At 44.7% G+C, this 19614-nt stretch carries 11 protein-coding genes, 1 tRNA gene and 1 pseudogene; 8 read left to right on the forward strand and 5 right to left on the reverse strand.

Annotated elements, in window-relative coordinates:
- Positions 1-353: 353 nt before the first annotated feature.
- On the reverse strand, positions 354-1568 hold the full coding sequence (locus tag JGUZn3_RS07390) for a WD40 repeat domain-containing protein (RefSeq protein ID WP_203412925.1): 1215 nt from the start codon (positions 1566-1568) through the stop codon (positions 354-356).
- 260 nt (positions 1569-1828) lie between these two features.
- Here JGUZn3_RS07390 and ydiJ point away from each other — a divergent pair, with 260 nt between their 5' ends.
- Positions 1829-4906: a D-2-hydroxyglutarate dehydrogenase YdiJ gene (gene ydiJ, locus JGUZn3_RS07395; RefSeq protein WP_203412926.1), complete on the forward strand. Its 3078-nt coding sequence runs from the start codon at positions 1829-1831 to the stop codon at positions 4904-4906.
- A gap of 91 nt (positions 4907-4997) precedes the next feature.
- On the opposite strand, the gene JGUZn3_RS07400 is transcribed toward ydiJ, so the two are convergent.
- Positions 4998-5071, reverse strand: a tRNA-Gln gene (locus tag JGUZn3_RS07400).
- A 336-nt stretch (positions 5072-5407) separates the two neighbouring features.
- Between JGUZn3_RS07400 and JGUZn3_RS07405 the strand changes: the two genes are divergently transcribed.
- The 4 genes from JGUZn3_RS07405 (at position 5408) to JGUZn3_RS07420 (ending at position 10770) form a co-directional block, all read left to right on the forward strand.
- Positions 5408-6532 (forward strand): Ppx/GppA phosphatase family protein, encoded by a 1125-nt coding sequence (locus tag JGUZn3_RS07405; RefSeq protein WP_203412927.1) that lies wholly within the window; start codon positions 5408-5410, stop codon positions 6530-6532.
- A 479-nt stretch (positions 6533-7011) separates the two neighbouring features.
- Positions 7012-7725, forward strand: a complete 714-nt coding sequence (locus JGUZn3_RS07410; RefSeq protein ID WP_238996781.1) for an RlmE family RNA methyltransferase — start codon at positions 7012-7014, stop codon at positions 7723-7725.
- A 142-nt stretch (positions 7726-7867) separates the two neighbouring features.
- Positions 7868-9364: an IMP dehydrogenase gene (gene guaB / locus JGUZn3_RS07415; RefSeq protein ID WP_203412928.1), complete on the forward strand. Its 1497-nt coding sequence runs from the start codon at positions 7868-7870 to the stop codon at positions 9362-9364.
- Between the two features lie 74 nt (positions 9365-9438).
- On the forward strand, positions 9439-10770 hold the full coding sequence (locus JGUZn3_RS07420; RefSeq protein ID WP_203412929.1) for an RsmB/NOP family class I SAM-dependent RNA methyltransferase: 1332 nt from the start codon (positions 9439-9441) through the stop codon (positions 10768-10770).
- Between the two features lie 992 nt (positions 10771-11762).
- Here JGUZn3_RS07420 and JGUZn3_RS07425 read toward each other — a convergent pair.
- Entirely contained in the window at positions 11763-13040 is a 1278-nt protein-coding gene (locus JGUZn3_RS07425; RefSeq protein ID WP_203412930.1) for a cation:proton antiporter, read from the reverse strand.
- Between the two features lie 301 nt (positions 13041-13341).
- Between JGUZn3_RS07425 and JGUZn3_RS07430 the strand changes: the two genes are divergently transcribed.
- The gene (locus JGUZn3_RS07430; protein WP_203412931.1) at positions 13342-15198 is read left to right on the forward strand and encodes a cation:proton antiporter; all 1857 of its coding nucleotides are present in this window, start codon (positions 13342-13344) and stop codon (positions 15196-15198) included.
- Between the two features lie 101 nt (positions 15199-15299).
- Positions 15300-16007 carry a response regulator transcription factor gene (locus tag JGUZn3_RS07435; RefSeq protein WP_203412932.1) on the forward strand — a complete coding sequence of 236 codons (708 nt, stop codon included), beginning with the start codon at positions 15300-15302 and terminating at the stop codon, positions 16005-16007.
- A gap of 939 nt (positions 16008-16946) precedes the next feature.
- On the opposite strand, the pseudogene JGUZn3_RS12955 reads toward JGUZn3_RS07435, so the two are convergent.
- A pseudogene (locus JGUZn3_RS12955) lies at positions 16947-17204 on the reverse strand (N-acetyltransferase family protein); the annotation flags it as partial.
- 57 nt (positions 17205-17261) lie between these two features.
- Entirely contained in the window at positions 17262-18056 is a 795-nt protein-coding gene (locus JGUZn3_RS07445) for an exodeoxyribonuclease III (RefSeq protein WP_203412933.1), read from the reverse strand.
- Between the two features lie 129 nt (positions 18057-18185).
- Between JGUZn3_RS07445 and JGUZn3_RS07450 the strand changes: the two genes are divergently transcribed.
- The gene (locus tag JGUZn3_RS07450) at positions 18186-19232 is read left to right on the forward strand and encodes a dipeptidase (RefSeq protein WP_203412934.1); all 1047 of its coding nucleotides are present in this window, start codon (positions 18186-18188) and stop codon (positions 19230-19232) included.
- The last annotated feature ends 382 nt before the right edge of the window (positions 19233-19614 follow it).

The following is a 19614-nucleotide window of genomic DNA, read 5'->3' on the forward strand; positions in this document are numbered from 1 at the left end:
AAGAGAAATAGTTAAAAGTAGAAAATCACCCTGATAGAGAGCATAATGGTATAGAAAACACTGGGAAGAAAAAGACGATGTATTTTTACTCCCTTGAAGGTGTATTTCTACCCCAGTGCCAGTGCCAGTGCCAGTGCCAGTGCCAGTGCCAGTGCCAGTGCCAGTGCCAATATCAGGTATCAGTTACCAATGAGAAGGATAGCGGATAAGGAGAATATAAGGACATATGCTCCGTTACTCCATCTAGGCTGGAATTGACTTGAATCTGTGCATAGCCTCAACCTGTGAATAGTCTAGATCTTTTCCAACAAGTTGAGCATAAGTTCCAGCTGAATGGGCTATTTATTGATCTTTTATGGCCGGCTTTGTATGGCAACAGGCCCTGCTGAGAGGGAAATTCGTTGACTGCTATCGACCAGCTTTCCTCCTTTACGGTTATAAATGGCCAATTGGTGTTCAACATTGTGTTGAACATACAGTTTTTGGCCGTGATCGGCAAAAGCCACCCCTTGTCCAGCCGTGCCAGAGGGGATTTCTGAGCTTTTGACCAGATGGCCATTCTGGTTATAATAGAGGAGCACTTTGCCATTTTTGGTATGCCCTTTAGCATTCGATGGTAAAAAAGAGCCGTCCATCGCCTGGATAGCAATCCATTTTCCATCTTCTGAGATATCAAGCCCTTCGGGTATACTGGGGGTGGTATCCATTTCTATGGCGCGGAAGGGGAAAGAAGAGAGATCATAAAGGGTAATGGAATTGACATCGCCTACAGAGGTTTTGGGGTTAAAATCAGGCAATCCTGCCAAGCCTACGTTGGAGACAACAGCCCAGTGGCCGTTATTGGAAATAGCCATGGTATAGGGAGCTAGACCAGAGGAGAGAATAGTGGGGGTTGCTACAACCTGCCCGTTTTTTACAGAAAGGACAGCTATACCACCTTGATCGCGCCTGGAAACCAAGATCCAATTTCCATCGGGGGTAAATTGGGCACTGGCCAGGCGCCCCTTGGAGAGGGGAATGGGCTGAAGTGGTTCAAGGGTGTAAGTATTGGCGTTTTTATGAATGTGAAATACATAGAGAATACCATCCAGCCCACAAGCAACGGCCAAGGAATTGTCCGGGCTTATGGCCACTCCATTCACAACACTTTTTAGGGTTATGGATTGAACAGGGGTTAAGGTATTATTATGAAAGGTGATCAGTTGAAGGATAGGGTTATTAACCACTTTGGCGTCTACCACCTTACTGGCTGCTCCAGCAATAATAAATTCATGGTTGGGCGATAGGGCAATGGACTGAGGGGGGCCTGCAATACTTTGTTCAAAACCTGCATCAAGCTTGGCAATAACCTTGGGTTGTGTGGGGCTTGGATCAATAACCACAAGGCTATCAGAGACAAGAGGGTTTGGAATGGTTGTAGCTCCGTTAACACGCTGGAATTTTCCATCTTGGGCAGAGATGACCAGCTCTTGGGCATGGCTTTCCTTATAGGAGAAGAAGGAGAATGTGGCGGCAATGGCCAGAAGAGCAGTGGCCATAAGGGGCTTTTTGGATTTGTATTTCTTCATAAAACATATCCTGAAAGATGACACGAAGGGTCAAGAGTGTATCAAAATAAGGTTGGACGACGCGTTACGGGATTATAAGGAGATTATGAGTAAAAATCTCATCACGTATTCGGTATTTTGATGTATATTTGTTTGCTAATAATAGCATAAATGCCAAAGCGGTTTGGTGTGGACTCTGCTTTAAAGCTTAAAGGGCTTTTTAAAAAGAAGAGGTTTTGTAGAGTATTATTGGATATGACCTGTTTGAAAGTAATGGTTTTATGATTCCTCGCCTTTCCCATAAACCTCTGATCAGCAAAGAGGTGCATGCTTACCTTGATCAGCTTCAAGCCGAAGGCTTCCAAGGAGAGTGCGAAACAGCCTATGCCAGCCGCTTGAGTATGGCTACTGATAACAGTATTTACCAGTTTTTACCGCAAGCGGTTCTTTTTCCGAAAAATACGGCCGATGTGGTATTGCTCGCCAAGCTCGCAGGGAAGGCGCCCTTTCGCCACATTGCCTTTACTCCTCGGGGGGGTGGAACGGGCACAAATGGGCAATCCTTGAATTATGGTATTACCGTAGATCTTTCTCGGCATATGAAGCATATTCAGGAAGTGAATGCCGAAAATGGATGGGTCAGGGTTGAGGCGGGTGTGGTAAAAGACCAGCTCAACAGACACCTTAAACCGTTTGGGTATTTTTTCTCTCCCGATCTTTCCACCAGCAACAGGGCGACATTGGGCGGGATGATTAACACCGATGCCTCAGGGCAGGGTTCTCTTGTTTATGGTAAAACATCGGATCATATCCTTAACCTTACGGTGGTTCTCTTAGGGGGAGAGGTGATAGAAACAGGGCCCCTATCTCTGGAAGAAGCTAAGGGCATTATGCAGCAAGGGGGGGGCTATGGTCGCTTGCTTTCGGCAGTTTTGGCAGAATGTATTGAAAATAAAGAGGAAATTGAGAGGCACTTTCCACCCTTAAATCGTTTTTTAACAGGCTATGACCTTAAGCATGTTTATAATCCAGAACAGGGGAGAGTGGATTTATCGCGTCTCATTGCGGGTTCAGAAGGGACGTTGGCTTTTGTAACGGAAGCGCGTTTACACATTCAGCCTCTGCCAGCTATTCGTCGATTGGTTAATATTCATTATAAGGATTTTGACTCCGCCCTTCGTCATGCCCCTTTTATGCTGGCAGCTAAGGCCCTCTCGGTAGAGACAATTGATTCCAAGGTGCTTTCCCTCGCGCGAGAAGATATTGTTTGGCATTCAGTGAAGGGGCTTCTCGCCGAGGTTTCAGATCATACAGTGCAGGGGCTGAATATTGTAGAATTTGCAGGTGATGAAGCTGCTGCGATAGAAAAACAGGTTGAAGATTTATGCCAGCTTTTGGTGGAGCAGCAACAAACCAGCCAAAACGGTGTTATGGGCTTTCAGGTGTGTCATTCCCTTGCCGATATTGAGCGGATTTATACCATGCGCAAAAAGGCGGTAGGCTTGCTGGGGAATACCAAAGGGGAAGCCAAACCTGTAGCTTTTGTGGAAGATACCTGCGTTCCCCCCGCCAGTTTGGCAGATTATATTACAGAATTTCGTGCTTTATTAGATTCTTATCATCTTTCCTATGGGATGTTTGGGCATGTCGATTCAGGGGTTTTGCATGTTCGACCCGCCCTGAATTTGTATGATGCTCGGCAAAGGGCCCTCGTTAAGGAAATATCCGATAAAGTGACAGCCTTAACAGCTCATTATGGGGGATTGTTGTGGGGTGAGCATGGCAAGGGTATAAGAGGCGAATATACAGAAGATTTTTTCGGTTCAATTCTTTATCGTTCTTTGCGGAAAATCAAGGCTGCCTTTGACCCCTATAATCAGCTTAACCCTGGAAAGATTTGTGTGCCATGGCAAAATGATGGGGTGTTAATGGGGGTAGAAAGTCCTATGCGTGGCTTGTTGGACCAACAAGTTCCCTCTGCCACGCGGCAGCTTTTTTCAGGTGCTATGACGTGTAATGGAAATGGGCTGTGCTTTTCCTTTGATGAATATACTCCCATGTGCCCGTCCATGAAGGTCAGTGCAGATCGGGTGCATTCTCCTAAAGGGCGTGCAGGTGTCGTGCGCGAGTGGCTGACATTACTTGCAAGTTATGGGGTGAGTCCTGAAGCTATTGCTCAGCAATCTTACAAACGCCCTGTCTGGTGGAATGAAGTGGTAGGGTTTTTAAGAAGAGAGAAGAACCGCTCGGACTCTTATGATTTTTCCCATGAGGTTATGGCTGCTCTTTCGGGGTGTTTGGCCTGTAAGGCATGTGCAAGCCAATGCCCGGTTAAAATAGATGTGCCAGCCTTTAAAGCCCGTTTCTTGGAAGTATATTATACCCGTTATGTAAGGCCATTAAGGGATTATTTGGTGGCAGGGGTGGAATATTATGCTCCCCTTATGGCTCGGTATGGAAAAATATTTAATTGGGTCATGCACCAAAAACGTAGTGCTGGGCTTATAGAAAAATATTTCCGTATGGTAGATATGCCGAGCCTTTCTCAGCCCACCTTAGCGAAAACAGGCCGTCCTTATTTTTTAAATGAGGAAAGGGTAAAGCAGCTTTCGTTAATGAAGAAAAATGAGAAAACCCGTTATGTTGCTATCGTCCAGGATGCCTTTACCAGCTTTTATGAAGCAAGACTGGTGATGGATTTTATTATATTAATTGAAAAGCTAGGCTTTATTCCCCTTATCATTCCGTTTCTTCCCAATGGGAAGCCACAACATGTGAAAGGGTTTTTGCAGCTTTTTAGAACAACAGCCACCAAGGCCGCCCTGATTTTAAGTCAGGTGGAAAAGCTCGGTATTCCCATGGTAGGCATCGATCCAGCATTAACATTGTGCTATCGCGATGAATATACCAAAGAGTTGGAGCCAGGGAAAAGGAATTTCAGGGTTCTTCTTTTTCAAGAGTGGCTATTTCAGCAAATTCAGAAAAAAAATGGGTTAGGTCATTTTCATAAGTATCTGGAAAGGGAGACTGGTCAAAAAAAATGGTATTTGCTGGGGCATTGTACAGAAACCACCATGGTGGCTGAAAGTTTTCAGCAATGGAAAAGCCTGTTTGCCTATTTTGGTTTGACATTAGAAAATGTCGCTGTCGGATGTTGTGGTATGGCTGGCAGCTTTGGGCACGAAAGTGAGCATAAGGACATGTCACAGGATATTTATAAGCTTTCCTGGCAAGTCAAGCTTTCCTCCCTCCCAGACCAATTCTGTTTAACAACGGGCTATTCCTGCCGCAGTCAGGCTAAGAGAGTGGAAAATAAACAGCTTCGCCATCCTGTACAAGCCCTTTTAAGTTATTTTTAAGAGGTTATTGGGCGAGGGAATTGGGCAGGTAAAAAATCAAAGGATACTGTGCAGTATCCTTGCAGAGTTTTTTAGGAAATAAAATAAAAAATGGCTGGGAGACCTGGATTCGAACCAGGGCTGACCGGGTCAGAGCCGGTAGTTCTACCGCTAAACTATCTCCCAATGTGTATGCTGCTCCTCATAACATCATAATTTCGGGCGTGCAAGAGACATTACAAAATTAATTTCTTTGGTCAGGTCATTTCGTTGGAAGGATGTGGCGGAAGGAAAATTAAAAGGAAATGACCAGGCCCAATTTAGTATGAAACCGTAATAAATTGGGGGGATAGCAAATGAGGTATCCAACAGCAGGAAGATAATAAAACACAAATAATCTATTTAAAAAAGGCTTAATTTAGATATTTTTCTAGAAAATAGATTTTTTTTCTATATTATACAAAGAAATGCTTTGTTTTTTCGATAAGTGATCCATTTTATCAGCAGAGGGGGGTCTGTGCTATGAAAAGAAGCAGGACTCGTCTTTTAAACGAACCTTCTTCTAGTGATTTATTTCCTGCCGCAGCACTGAATCTTTCTGCCGCGGAAAAGGGAGATTCTATCTATGCGGCTATTGATCTTGGTACCAATAACTGTCGCATGATGGTGGCTATGCCCTCACGCTTGGGTTTTAGGGTTGTTGATAACTTTACACGTATTGTGCGTTTGGGCGAAGGGCTCCATACTTCTGGTATGCTGAGTTCCGAGGCTATGGAGAGAACGCTAGATGCCTTGCAGGTTTGTGCAGAACGTTTGCAAGGGCATTCTCTTCAAAATATGCGTGCTGTAGCTACTGAGGCCTGTCGAAGGGCTGCTAATGGCAAATCTTTTCTTAAGCGCGTTCGTAAAGAAACGGGTTTGGATATCGATATTATCTCATCTCGGGAAGAAGTTGAGCTTGCTCTGGAAAGCTGCGCCTATTTTTTGCATGGGTCTGCCTATGGGGGAACTTCCTCCAGGGCCTTACTGTTTGATATTGGGGGCGGTTCTACGGAAATTGCCTGGATTCGTATGGATAGCAATAAAAATAGGCAAAGTCTAATAGGCTATATTAGCATTCCTAAAGGGGTGGTCACTCTCTCAGAGCAATATGGGGATGCAATTTTTACCCAATCCGGTTATGCGGCCATGGTGGATGAAATTACCCATTATCTGGAAGAGTTTGAAGATGTGCATTGTATAGGGCGCGAAATATCCAAAAGGAATGTTCGTCTTTTGGGGACGAGCGGTACGGTTACAACTCTGGCGAGTATTGCTTTGGGGTTGGAGAGATATAATCGCGCGGCCATTGATGGCTCTCTTTTGGCGTGTGAACGGGCTATAGGGGTTATTCGTACCTTGGTTGGGCTTGGCTTTTCAGGACTTAAAAAACATCCTGGGATTGGGGTTGATAGGGCAGATTATATTTTGCCAGGCTGTGCCATTTTTGAGGCGATCGTGCGGACATGGTCTATAAAAAATGTTATTATTGCAGATCGTGGATTACGAGATGGCCTTCTCTCACAAATGATGAAGCCTGCAAGAAGGCCTAATTATTATCGTACACCTGGTTATAAAGAACGCTCAAAAAGCAGAAAAATCATATAGATCCTATATTTTTATAAAGTTGTACTTTTTTATAAAGATATTCTACTTTCTACTTCAGAAAGTCATGAGGGCGTGGTGGTGAAGAGTTTTAGCGGCAGAAGAGGGTAAAGTAAAATTTGAGAAAATATGGATCTGTCATCTTAAGGAAAAGGGTTTCCTATAAAATAAAGGGCCTCCCATAAAAAGGGAATGCAATGGTCATGTTTTGGGTGGACTATGAGGTGGTTTGCTTATTTTGCGGATGGGGTTGCGGGAAGGAAATATGAGGGTGGGAGTTTAAGTGTGCTGAGGTATTCTTTTGGCTTCTAAAATTCATCATCTCTCTCTAATATCCAGCTTTGACAAAGGCCCTGCCATCGGCTGTGGAGGAAGTGAGGGTTTTAAGGCCAGTAAAGTCTGATAAGCTGTCTTAAAGGCTAACTTGCCAAAGGCCCCAACTTACTAAGCCAGAATTTTATAAAATTATCCAGGAGTGTGGAGTGAAACAGAAATCAGGAATTCCAGCTCAAAGACTGGAAAGTGTTACTGTTAAAAAAACACGTGGTAAAACGACAGCCCAACAGAAATGGCTTGCCCGCCAATTGAATGATCCTTATGTGGTGGCAGCCAAAAAGCAGGGTTGGCGTTCACGGGCATCCTTTAAACTTATTGAACTGAATGATCGGTATGGGTTGATAAAAAAGGGCATGTCTGTTGTAGATCTGGGTGCAGCCCCTGGGGGATGGAGCCAGGTTGCCTTAAAAGAGAAGGCCGGTAAGGTTGTCGGGATTGATTTGTTAGAGGTTGAGCCCGTGCCAGGAGCTGAGATTATTCAGGGAGATTTTACAGATCCTGAAATGGTTGATCGCCTTAAACAAATGATCGACGGGTTTGCAGATATTGTGCTTTCAGATATGGCGCCAAATACCACCGGCCATGCAGCCACCGATCATTTACGAATTATGGATCTCGCCGAGCAGGCCTTAATCTTTGCCGCAGAGATTTTAAAGGAGGGGGGGAGTTTTGTGGCCAAGGTTTTTCAAGGTGGCTCTGAGAAAAGAATGCTTCATATGCTTAAAACAGGTTTTTCTGTTGTTAAGCATGCCAAGCCCCCTGCAAGCCGCAAGGAGTCGAGTGAGCTTTATGTTATAGCCACAGGTTTTAGGCCAGAACGGATGAAGCCTGTATTGGAAGAAATACAGAATAGCCTTTAATTTTGGATTTTCTTTGCGGGAAACAAAACAAAATGCTTGTCAATCCTGTTTTATCAGCATAAGAGGAACAGGCAACGGATGAAACACCGTGGCATATAAGGCTTTAGGGTTTCTCCTTGAATTATAGCTGTTAGGAGTAACCATGTCTTTCAAACCCTCATCATCTCTTTATAATCGTATTAGTGAAGCTTTGGCTTTTGATGATGTGCTGGTTATTCCAGCCGAATCTTCAGTATTGCCGAGTGAGGTTGTAACCAGCACCAGGCTTACGCGGAGGGTTAATCTTAATATTCCCCTTGTTTCTGCTGCCATGGATACGGTCACTGAAGAAAAAATGGCCATAGCAATGGCCCAACAGGGTGGTTTGGGAGTTATTCACAAGAATTTGGATATCGAAGAGCAAGCTGAACAAGTTCGCCGTGTGAAACGTTTTGAATCGGGCATGGTAATTAACCCGGTTACCATCCACCCTGATGAAACATTACAAGATGCCCGTCAGATTATGAGTGCTAATGGAATTAGTGGTTTGCCTGTTGTTGAGCATGGCTCCCAGCGGCTCATAGGGATTCTGACCAACAGAGATGTCCGTTTTGCAACCGATCCCAAACAGCGTGTTTCTGAGCTGATGACAAGGGATAATCTTATAACCATCCGCAAAGACGGCAAACTCGATAGGGCATATGCTGAGCATTTGCTCCATAAACACCGGATTGAAAAATTATTGGTGGTTGATGAGGAAGGCCGGTGCGTAGGGATTATTACTGTAAAGGATATAGAGAAATCTGTCACTTTTCCCCTTGCCAATAAAGATGAAATGGGTAGGCTGCGCTGTGCGGCGGCAACGGGTGTTGGAGATGATGGGTTTAAAAGGGCCCGAGCATTGGTTAATGCCGGGGTGGATATTTTAGTGGTCGATACTGCGCATGGCCATTCTTCTGGTGTTTTGGCAGCAGTAGAGCGTATTAAATCCCTACGAAACGATATTCAGATTATTGCAGGGAATGTGGCTACTCCAGAAGGGGCCATGGCTTTAATTAATGCGGGAGCTGACTCGGTAAAAATTGGTATTGGGCCAGGGTCTATTTGCACAACACGGGTTGTAGCAGGTGTTGGTGTTCCGCAGTTTAGTGCTGTTCTGGAAACAGCTGCTGCATGCCATGAACAAGATGTGCCTGCAATTGCTGATGGTGGTATTCGTACTTCGGGAGATATCGTCAAAGCCATTGCTGCAGGCGCTGATGTTGTTATGGTTGGCTCCTTGCTGGCTGGTACAGAAGAATCCCCCGGTGAAGTGTTTCTTTATCAGGGGAGAACTTATAAATCCTATCGTGGTATGGGGAGTTTAGGGGCTATGGCCCGCGGTTCTGCTGATCGCTACTTCCAACAAGAGGTTAAGGATACTCAGAAGATGGTACCTGAGGGTATTGAAGGCCGGGTGCCTTACAAAGGGGCAATGGGGGCTGTGGTGCATCAGCTGGTGGGTGGTTTACGTTCGGGTATGGGCTATACAGGTTGTGGCAATATTGCAGAGTTGCAGAGTAAGCCTCAATTTAGGCGCATTACAGGGGCTGGCTTACGTGAAAGCCATGTTCATGATGTTTCTATTACCCGTGAGGCCCCTAATTACCGCCAGGAATAAGGTTGGTAAGTTTGTATAAAGGGTGAATGTCTGCCTTGCAGGTGTTTAAACGGTTTTTTATTTGAGGAACATCCATGACGCCTGCGGCTAGGCTTGCTGCCAGTATTGAGCTTTTGTCGGAAGTTATGTCTTTTCAGCGCCCGGCAGATGCTGTAGCCAATAATTTTTTCCGTGATCGGCGTTATATCGGCGGTGGAGATAGAAGAGCTATTTCTGCCCGTATCTGGGATATTCTTCGGCATTGGAAAAAATTGGAATGGTGGCTTGCGCAAATGAATGTGCAAGTGCCCTCATCACGGTTGATGTGCGCTGGGTGGGCAGTATTGTCTGGTCAGCCTTTTGAGCATGTTCAGGCCTTATTTTCAGGCGGTCGTTATGCTCCAGACGCCTTAACCAATAAGGAGAAGATGATTCTTGCTGGCCTTGTTGGCCGTACGCTAGAGGTTGCTTCTATGCCTAGGGCTGTCCGCTTGGAAATGCCAGAGTGGCTCATGCCTCTCTTGGAGGAGCGTTTCGGAAAAGAGCTGGAAAAAGAGGCAAAAGCCCTCCTCCAGCCCGCCTCTCTTGATATACGGGTTAATCTGTTGAAAACCAGTTGCGAGAAGGCTTTGGCTGCCTTGGCAGAAGAAAAAATTATGGCAGAGAAAAGTCCTCTCTCTCCTTGGGGGATTCGAATTGATGGCCGTATTTCTATTACCTCGTCTGCTCTATTTCGTTCTGGAGACATTGAAATACAGGACGAGGGAAGCCAGTTAATCGCCTTGCTGGCTGAAGCTCAACCGGGCCAGCGTGTGATGGATTATTGTGCAGGTGCTGGTGGGAAAACCCTTGGTATGGCTATGGCTATGCAAAATCAGGGGCATATTGTTGCCTGTGATGTTTCATCACACAGGTTAGAAGCTGCCGTAAAGCGATTGCGCCGTGCTGGGGTTCATAATGTTGAGCGTCATCTTTTGGTAGAAGGTGATAAATGGCTGAAGAGGCAAAAAGCTCGCTTTGATAGGGTGTTGGTAGATGCTCCATGCACGGGAACGGGTACATGGCGGCGAAATCCAGATGGTCGGTTACGTCTAACACAAACAGATCTTGACGAGCTTAAAGTTAAACAAAGAAACATTTTGCAAACAGCATCACGCCTTGTTAAACCCGGAGGAAGGCTCATTTATGCGACATGTTCGCTCCTTTCACAGGAAAACCAGGCACAGGTTGAAGCCTTTTTGCAAGCGAACCCAGACTTCCAACAACTCTGGTTAAAGGAGATTGATTCTGCTCAAATCTTGCCAGAGGCCATGAGGCAAAAGCCTTTTTTAGAGCTTACGCCGGCAAGCTATGGTACGGATGGTTTTTTCTGTTCTGTTTTGCAACGACAAACAATGGAACAAAAAGACTCCCAGCAGACAGAATAAATCATAAAAGGGAATAAACAGGAGAGCCACGGTTTCCTGCCCATACTGGCTTTATTATAACCGAAATTATTCTGTTATATTGAACAAAAGCAGATATCCCTATTGAAAGGCACTCAGGTGTAGTTCCGGCCTGTTAACAGGAACAATATCCAAGCTTATCTCTTCTGAATGAGGGCTACTCGTGAAAAGCCACCCTCTGGCCTAATCAGAACCTGCTTATCCCTTCCGAACGAGGGCCACTTTCTGCAAAAACCTTATTAATTTTAAACGCTTTATCAGTGTATGGCCTTTGGTTGCTGCATGAATTCCTTTTGGTGTCATTTACCGCTTTTTTTATTTCTTGTTCCTATCAATTGTGATCCTCTTAACCCTCATGTGGACTCAATTGATCATCATATGATTTTTGACCTTATAATCTTAGCGAGTATAGATCTGGTGTAGATGATGGTCAGGTCGGTAGTCCCAAGTGATAAGGTGTCATGCTTTTTCGAGGGGGTTCATCGCTATTCAGGTGATTGTGAATCCGTATAACCCTTTTGGGCCTTCAGGGGTAAAATTTGCAATGCAACCAGCAGGGATGATAGCCTAGTACAAAATTAACCGTAGTAGATAATAGACCTTAACCCCTCACTGGAATGCCTAAAAAGATAAAATACACATCGTATGGCTATGACCTTCTAGGTCATGAGGTTTATTTAATAAAATAAGGCAATGAAGAGTGTCTCTTCTTTCTGCTGACCGCATCTCTTTCTGCTTTTTTGGAACAGTTTTATTGTGTCAATATAGCTGCCTACGAGTTTTTAAGCTTGACGGAAAGATTCTAGAAGGTCATCTGCAAATAATTGCCCACCCACGGGTTTTGCTTATCCTGAAGTTACACGAGCAATTTGCCTCGTTCCTTCAGTATCGTTCTCTCAAGCCTCTTAATATGCTCTACCAGTCCAGCAAGGAATAAGAAAATCACTGTGGGTTAAGCAAGGAAATCTTGCATCTTAGTGGGCGTTTTCTTTCTTCATAAGGTAGTCTTTATAAAAGTAACGAGAGACCTTTTCCATCGTTAAACCTTGTACAAGAATGGTAAAAATAACAATGGTATAGGTGATGCCCAAAAAGGGCTCACGTGGGCCGGTGGTGGGAAGGGTAAAAGAAAGGGCAAGGGATATTCCTCCACGGAGCCCACCCCATGTGAGAATAGAAAACATGGAGAGGGGTTTGGGATCTGCCTTAATAAGGACCCATCCACTTAAAATAACGCTTAATGCTCTGCTGGCCAACACAATAAGAATACCAAGCAAGGAGATAAAAAACACCGTGCTGTTAAAAGGAATGGCCAGAACTTCTATCCCAATAAGCATAAACAGCATGCAGTTAATAACTTCGTCCAGAATTTCCCAGAATGTCAGCATAAAGTTATGGGAGCGGTCATTGTGCTTTTTATGGTGGGCAGAGTTGTGCCCAAGCATAAGGCCTGCGGTGACCACGGCTATAGGGCCAGAGCATTCGAGATATTCGGCAAGGCTGAAAACACCGGTGGCCAAGGTAAGGGAAAGAAGGATTTCCATATCTTTGTCAGCGGCTTTTCTAATGACATGGGTTGTTATTAAACCGCTTATAAATCCTAGAAAAATACTCCCTGGAATATCCTTTAAAAGCAGGAGTCCGATGGATTCTATCGAAGGGGTGAAATGGGAAGCCTCGGTAGCGATGAGGTAGGTCACCGTAAAAAAAACAATGGCTACCCCATCGTTAAAAAGGCTTTCTCCTGCAAAAATAGCCTGAAGTTTTTCTGGCAGGCCAATCCGTTTAAGCATGCCAATAACCGAAACGGGATCAGTAGGGGCCAGAATGCTCCCCAGCACGAGGCACCATATGTAAGGAATATTGAGCTGGAAGAGGGGAAAAATAAGCCAAAAACAGCTTCCGATTAGAGCCACGGCAATGCAGGTTCCTACAAGGGCCAGCATTCCGATGCTTAAACGGTTTTTCCATAATTCTTCTACATTCACATGCAAGCTCCCTGCAAAAAGCAGGATGGCCAAAACGCCTTTGAGGAGGGTGGTTGAGAAGTCAACTTCTTGAAGCAAGAATAGGGCTGCAGACTGAAAGGGGTTATTGAAAAAAAAGTTAATAATTGCTCCTAATAAGGATCCCATTAAGGCAATCGCTAGAATCCCCATATGGGTGGGCATTTTTAGGGTATATTTATTAATCAGCCCACAAATGACACTTAAGAGAAGAGTGAACGTCGTTAAGATAAGAAGGTGGGGCAAAGTGGGCCTCTTTGGGCGGTTTAATAAGGGAAAAGTAAGGGAAAACTAATAGTTTCTATCCTAATGGTCAGCCTTACCGGGGAGAAAGGTTTTTTCAAGAGTGAACGTATTTCTACCTTATTGGTTATGAAAATTTCTAAAAAAACCCTTCTTATGGTAATGTTGTAACACAACTTGGTCATATGGTTTTATAAAGGTGGAAAGGAAGCGTGAAGATTAGGTTAGAAATACTCGATGAATAAGGTGGCTAAAGTGAAAAAGCCTGTTCTTTGTATAGCAAAATGGGAAAAAGATATAGCCTATGCATGAAAGCTTTGTTTGGGGTTTGGTGTGTGTGCTTGCTGGTGGCATTGGCGCGCAATGGCTGGCATGGCGTTTTCGGTTACCGGCCATTGTATTGCTCTTTACCTGGGGGCTTATTCTTGGGCCGGGGTTTGGGATTATTCATCCTTCTGAGAATATTGGCCCATTTTTTCGTCAGCTGGTTTCGCTTGCTGTGGCCATCATTGTGTTTGAAGGCGGCCTTGCTCTTGATTTTAGGGAGTGGCACGCAGCAAGCTCTGGCGTGTTGCGCCTAACAATTGTAGCCCTTCCCCTTAACTGGGTGTTGGGAACGCTTGCTGCTCATTATGTGGGTAATTTTTCTTGGGGTGTAGCCTTTCTGTTTGGAGCCATTACGGTTGTAACCGGGCCTACGGTTGTTTTGCCCTTGTTAAGGCATTTTAAGCTGGAAAACCGCGTTGCAGCCTTTTTGCGTTGGGAAGCGATTTTAAACGATCCAGTGGGGTCTATTTTGGCTTCGTTGGTAATGCAGGTTTTGCTTATTCATGGGGGACGGAGCGCCTCTTTTATGCTGACCACTCACATCTTGCCCTATCTGTTATTAGGGGGGTGTGTTTCCATTGTGCTGGGCATTCTGCCTGCTTTCCTTATTAGATTTTTATTTACTCGCGACCTTATGCCGGAAGTTTTAAAAATTCCTCTGCTTTTAGGTTTAGCCCTTTGTGTATATGCTATTTGTAGCTTGTTCATGGAAGGAACGGGGTTGGTTGCAGTTACTGTTTTTGGCATGACATTGGCAAATTTGCACGTGCGTGGACTTGATGATTTAAAACGGGTTAAAGAATCGCTTGTGGTTTTAATTGTTTCTGTTCTCTTTATTGTTTTAACAGCAGATTTGAACAGAACAGTCTTATATAGTCTGTCTTTGCCTATCTTACTGCTCACCATTGCTGTTATGTTTGGGGTCAGGCCGGTGGCAATCTTTTTTTCTACAATGCGCTCGGGGTTAAGCTGGCAGGAGCGTACCCTTCTGGGGTGGATTGCCCCACGCGGTATAGTGGCAGCTGCTGTAGCAGGTGTGGCAGGGATTAAGCTTCGAGAAGTAGGCTACCCTAATGCAGAGCTCATTACCCCAGCTGTCTTTGCTTTGATTGCCGCGACAATGGTTTTACACGGGTTTTCCTTACAGCCCCTGGCAAAATTGTTGGGGTTAGCCAAACCTGATCAGCCTGCCTTGGCAATAGTGGGTGCTAGTGAATGGTCGTCTAACCTGGCCTTAACATTACATAAGATAGGGGTGCCCGTTCTACTGTGCGATAGTTATTCAATCGCCCTGGCCTGCGCTGAAGAAGAAGGTGTGCCAGTGCTTCGAGCGGAGATCCTTTCAGTCTATGGTACTGAACAGCTTGAGGAAACGCCGGTAGACTATCTGATTTCAGTAACACCGGATTCTATTTATAACGGGCTGGTCTGTGCTCATTTTGCACCTCATTTAGGGCGGGAAAGGGTGTTTCAGGTCAGCCCAGGCACTTCGAGGTTGGATCTATATCGGGGGTTAAGCCGTGATGCACGGGGGAAATTGCTGGGAGAACCTTCCTGGAATTTTACTTCTATTGAAGCTCTATATGGGCAAGGATGGCGGTTTGAAGCCTTAGAGGCAACAGAGGAGGCCCTTGCCTCTATAAAGCAGCAAACATCCGAGCAAATGCTGTTTTTGGTTATTCGCCAAAAAACGGATTTATGGATAAATTCTGTAGAAAGTCTTTCTCCTCCCGATCCGATGATTGGTGATTTATTGATTGTTTTCAGTGATCCGGCTTTTGTACCAACCCCTCCAATGCCAGAGTTAGAAGAAAAAGAAGAAACAGAAATATGAAAAATGTGAACAGGGGGCGTTTATGGTATAAAGATGCTTGACCTACGCTTTGTGAAGGTTAGACTACAAGTAAGAAGTATAGATAGTGAATAGAGGATTTTATGGTTGGCTCAAGACCGGTTCTGGTTGTAGATGATGATCAGGCTCTGCGCGATATGTTAAAGGAGCAACTTCAGCATGGTGGAGAGTTTTCAGTTCATGATGCAGCAACATTAGCTGAAGCACGTGCTCTTTTAGGTACCAGCAGCAACCGTTATGATTCCATTATTTTGGATGTAAGCCTGCCCGATGGTGATGGCCGTGACTTTTGTAAAACCCTTCGTAAAGAAGGCAAGCGTATTCCCATTATTATGCTCACGGGCTCTGACGATGAAGTGGATGTTGTAAAGGGGCTTGATGCGGGTGCCAATGACTATATCGCTAAGCCCTTTAGAATAGCCGAGCTTTTGGCGCGTTTGCGTGCTCAGATGCGTATTTTTGAAAATAGTGAGGATGCTGTTTTTAACATTGGACCCTATGTTTTTCGGCCGTCTGCAAAAACCCTTCAGGATGCCAAGCAGAATAAACGGATCAGGCTTACCGAGAAAGAGGCCTCTATCTTAAAATTCCTCTACCGCGCTGACACCAGAGCAGTACCACGGCAAGTTTTACTCAATGAAATATGGGGCTATAACTCTGCTGTTACTACCCATACGTTAGAAACCCATATATACCGCCTACGCCAGAAGATCGAGCCAGATCCTGCCAGTGCTACTCTTTTAATTACCGAGGGGGGTGGTTACCGGCTTAACCTACAACACACGCTATAGAGAAGACTATCTTTCCGTATGCCTGTTTGGATAGCGGATGCTTCCTTGATTGGCTGTTTGCTTAAACTTAGAAGTGGATGTTGTTAAGGGACTTGATGCGGGTGCCATGACTATATCGTTAAGCCCTTTAGAATAACCGAGCTTTTGGCGCGTTAAATGTATGACGGCATTGGTGAGATCAATATTCTCTCTTTCAAATCCAGCGTGTTTAATCGCTTGTGTAAGCCCTATTCCTGCCGTCTAATAAAGGGGCAGTCTCTCTATTATGGGTGCTGTGCAGATGGACGGTACTATTCTGGTGGTTTTTTCTGCGGATGGTCCAAAGCCTCAAACGCGTGAGCACATTATCCTCCTGATCACCAGACTTGTTCACCGACGAGCATTAATGAAGCTTGGATGTTGCCTTCCCCAAATATTGTTTTCTAGACATTATAATATATTTCTGGGCGTTATACCATAACTGGTACGGTAGGGTGTTAGCCTGTATAATGGCGCAATGATCTTGCCATAGGGGCGGGATTCTGCGGGCTGCTCCAAAATCCTTCTTTCCAGATGACCGGGCTGAATGATTGGAAATTTTATGAAGGGCGGCATTTTGCAACAGGGGTTGGTGTTAAAAAGGCCAGTGTTTGTCTCAACCATAAGAGGGGCTATTGGGATAGACCTTCTATTTTAGGTGGATCATGTGCCAGGTTTGGTTCTTGGTCTTGAGATGTGTGAAGATCTTTAAGTGTGCCACCTCACTAGGAATATTGAGACAAGGATATCTCTCACTTCTAGAGAAAAGATTTGTACAACCAGGTTCGTTATTGCTAAATCCTTCAATAATCAATAATCAATAATCAATAATCAATAATCAATAATCAATAATCAATAATCAATAATCAATAATCAATAATCAATAATCAATAATCAATAGTAGGTTGGTTGTGTATTCTCTCAATAGCATAGCTCTTTATAGAATAACATCAATGGCATAGCATTTTTTTTGTTCGTTCTATAGTTTGAGGTTTTAGTTATGTTATTGGCAGAAAGTCCTCCAATCATGATGTGGAAATTCTGGACGGTTGCTGTTTGAAGGAGATGCTGGAGGAGGGCTTTGCCGTATCCTTTTCCTTGCTGATCTGTAGCAATGTAGAGGGAATGCTCAATACTGAGGGCATAGCCAGCATGGGGTCTGAAAGGTCCGTAGGTTCCAAAACCTGCAACAGGATCATGAGGGGATTTCTGAACTTACCGTAGCTTAACCGTGGCTTAGAGTGTTATATCCATAAACAGGGGGACATGATCCGAGGTTTTTTCCCAATCCCTCACATCTTTAAGGACCTCAATGGTTTTAAGTTTGGTGGTTAGGTCAGGTGTTATCCAGATATGGTCAAGCCTACGACCACGGTTGGATTTTCTCCAGTCTCGGTTGCGGTAAGACCACCATGTGAAGAGTTTTTCTGGGGGAGGAGTAATTAAGCGCATGGCGTCGACAAAAATGGTTTTCTGCCATTGGGTCAGCAACTCTGTTTCTACCGGAGTATGGCTCACAATGGGAAGAAGCTGTTTATGGCTCCAGACATCCTCGGGCAAGGGGGCAATGTTCAGGTCTCCAACCAGAATGGTCGCTTTTGAGGGTGTTTGAGTAAACCACTCTGTTGTTTCTTTGACAAAAGCCAGTTTATGGGCAAATTTGGGATTACTCTCCGGGTCGGGAATATCTCCTCCAGCGGGAACATAAAAATTATGCAGACGGAATGAGGTCGTAGGGTGAAGAATTTCAACATCAAGATGCCGACTATCGGTTTTCATACACCAATCGGGTGGAGAATCATTGGGTTGAAGAGGGAATCGTGAAGCAATGGCAACCCCATTGTAACTTTTCATCCCTTTGAAAGCGATAAAAGGGTATCCCATATCTTGTAGGGCTTGATGAGGGAAGAGTGGGTCGGGTACTTTTGTTTCTTGAAAACAGAGGATATCGGGCGAATAGTTGGTGACTAGCTTATGAACCAAAGGTAGCCGCAACCGGAGAGAATTAATATTCCATGTCATAATGCGCATGGAAGTAAATTGCGTGAATTTAGGATGAAATCAAGAAAAATTTTCTTGTAAACTTGAAGAAGACCAGTCGAAGAAGCTCAATCGAAAAAGCCCAGCCGATGAGGGATGTTTAAAGGGGGAGGATTTTTTATGTCAAATTCTGTATCAACAAAGAGAGGGGATAGTCTGACCCTTGATAGCCATATTGATATTCCATGGCCTGACCAGCCCGGCAGTTTTACAGGGGAAGGTGAGGGAAAGCGCCAAGCAACCCTTTTAGGGATGCAGAAAGGCCAATTGAATGCAGGCTGCTTTGTAGCTTTTACCCCTCAGGGCCGGCTCGATAGTCAGGCCTTTGAGGCTGCCTGGCAGAGATGCTGTAAAATGCTCTCTGTTATTATTGATATGGCTTCTCCAGCGCATAAAGCAGTCTTATGCGTCACGCCAGAAGGGGTGAATATGGCCTATAATAACAGCCAGGTTGCGCTCATTCCGGTTGTTGAAAATGCTTACCCTATTGGCGAGGATATAAAGCGATTAGAGCTGTTAGCCCAAAAGGGGATAGGCTATATCACCTTAACCCATAATGGGCATAATCAAATCGCTGATAGTGCGGTTTTCCGCCCTGCTTTGGGTGAGAAGGCCTATTTGCATCATGGCCTGTCTGATTTTGGACGAGAAGTGATTCAGCACATGAATAATCTGGGCATTATGGTGGATGTTTCGCATGGCTCAAAACACTCTATGGAGCAGGCCGTTCAGTGTTCAGAAGTGCCCGTGGTGGCAAGCCATTCCTGTATAAGGGCCTTGAGTGATCATCCCCGTAATATGGATGATTCTCAATTGGATCTATTGCGGGAAACAGGGGGGGTTATTCAGATTACGGCTCTGGATGTTTTTTTAAGAAGAACAGCTTCCTCCCATAATCCCGTGAATCTTTCAGATCTGGTTGCCCATATTGCCTATGCTGTGAACCGTGTGGGGATAGAACATGTGGGGATTTCATCTGATTTTGAAGGGGGAGGGGGCATACAGGGTTGGCAGAATACCGCTGAAACCCAAAATGTTACCGCAGCTCTTGAAAATTATGGGTTTGATCCTTCTGAGATTCGGGCACTATGGGGAGAAAATTTTTTGCGTGTGTGGAGGCAGGCACAATTTTATAGCCAGGAGAAAAAAGCAAAAAACCATTTCTAAGCTTGGCAGAACATGGAAATTTCCAACATAAGAGCTGGATGGGGAGGAAGGTTGACGATAAAAATTGTAGTCAAGACCAAAAATTATCCACCCATGGGATTGACATTGAAAAACCAAAGAAAACCGGAACTGTTTCTTCAAAAAAAAATCGCTTTTTCTAACAAATCTATATAAAACAATGGGTTACGTGAGTGATGTTTTTTTAGGCAATCCCTATATACCCTAGGATTGTTGCGGCTTTAGGGTTGATGTTAACTTCTGATCCACAAACTTATCCACAGAAATGGTAGATTGTTTTCTACAGCAGTGGGTGAGGAGAAGCCGTGGGCAAATAGACGAATAAACTAATAAACAGTTACCTTCTCTCTTTTTGTTATGATAT

It is taken from the genome of Entomobacter blattae (assembly GCF_014672835.1).
Lineage (GTDB): Bacteria > Pseudomonadota > Alphaproteobacteria > Acetobacterales > Acetobacteraceae > Entomobacter > Entomobacter blattae.

Coding starts and splice junctions, on each gene's coding strand:
- JGUZn3_RS07435 (WP_203412932.1), top strand. CDS start 15,300: ATGGTTGGCTCAAGACCGGTTCTGGTTGTAGATGATGATCAGGCTCTG.
- JGUZn3_RS07420 (WP_203412929.1), top strand. CDS start 9,439: ATGACGCCTGCGGCTAGGCTTGCTGCCAGTATTGAGCTTTTGTCGGAA.
- JGUZn3_RS07450 (WP_203412934.1), top strand. CDS start 18,186: ATGTCAAATTCTGTATCAACAAAGAGAGGGGATAGTCTGACCCTTGAT.
- ydiJ (WP_203412926.1), top strand. CDS start 1,829: ATGATTCCTCGCCTTTCCCATAAACCTCTGATCAGCAAAGAGGTGCAT.
- JGUZn3_RS07430 (WP_203412931.1), top strand. CDS start 13,342: ATGCATGAAAGCTTTGTTTGGGGTTTGGTGTGTGTGCTTGCTGGTGGC.
- JGUZn3_RS07445 (WP_203412933.1), bottom strand. CDS start 18,056: ATGCGCATTATGACATGGAATATTAATTCTCTCCGGTTGCGGCTACCT.
- guaB (WP_203412928.1), top strand. CDS start 7,868: ATGTCTTTCAAACCCTCATCATCTCTTTATAATCGTATTAGTGAAGCT.
- JGUZn3_RS07390 (WP_203412925.1), bottom strand. CDS start 1,568: ATGAAGAAATACAAATCCAAAAAGCCCCTTATGGCCACTGCTCTTCTG.
- JGUZn3_RS07405 (WP_203412927.1), top strand. CDS start 5,408: ATGAAAAGAAGCAGGACTCGTCTTTTAAACGAACCTTCTTCTAGTGAT.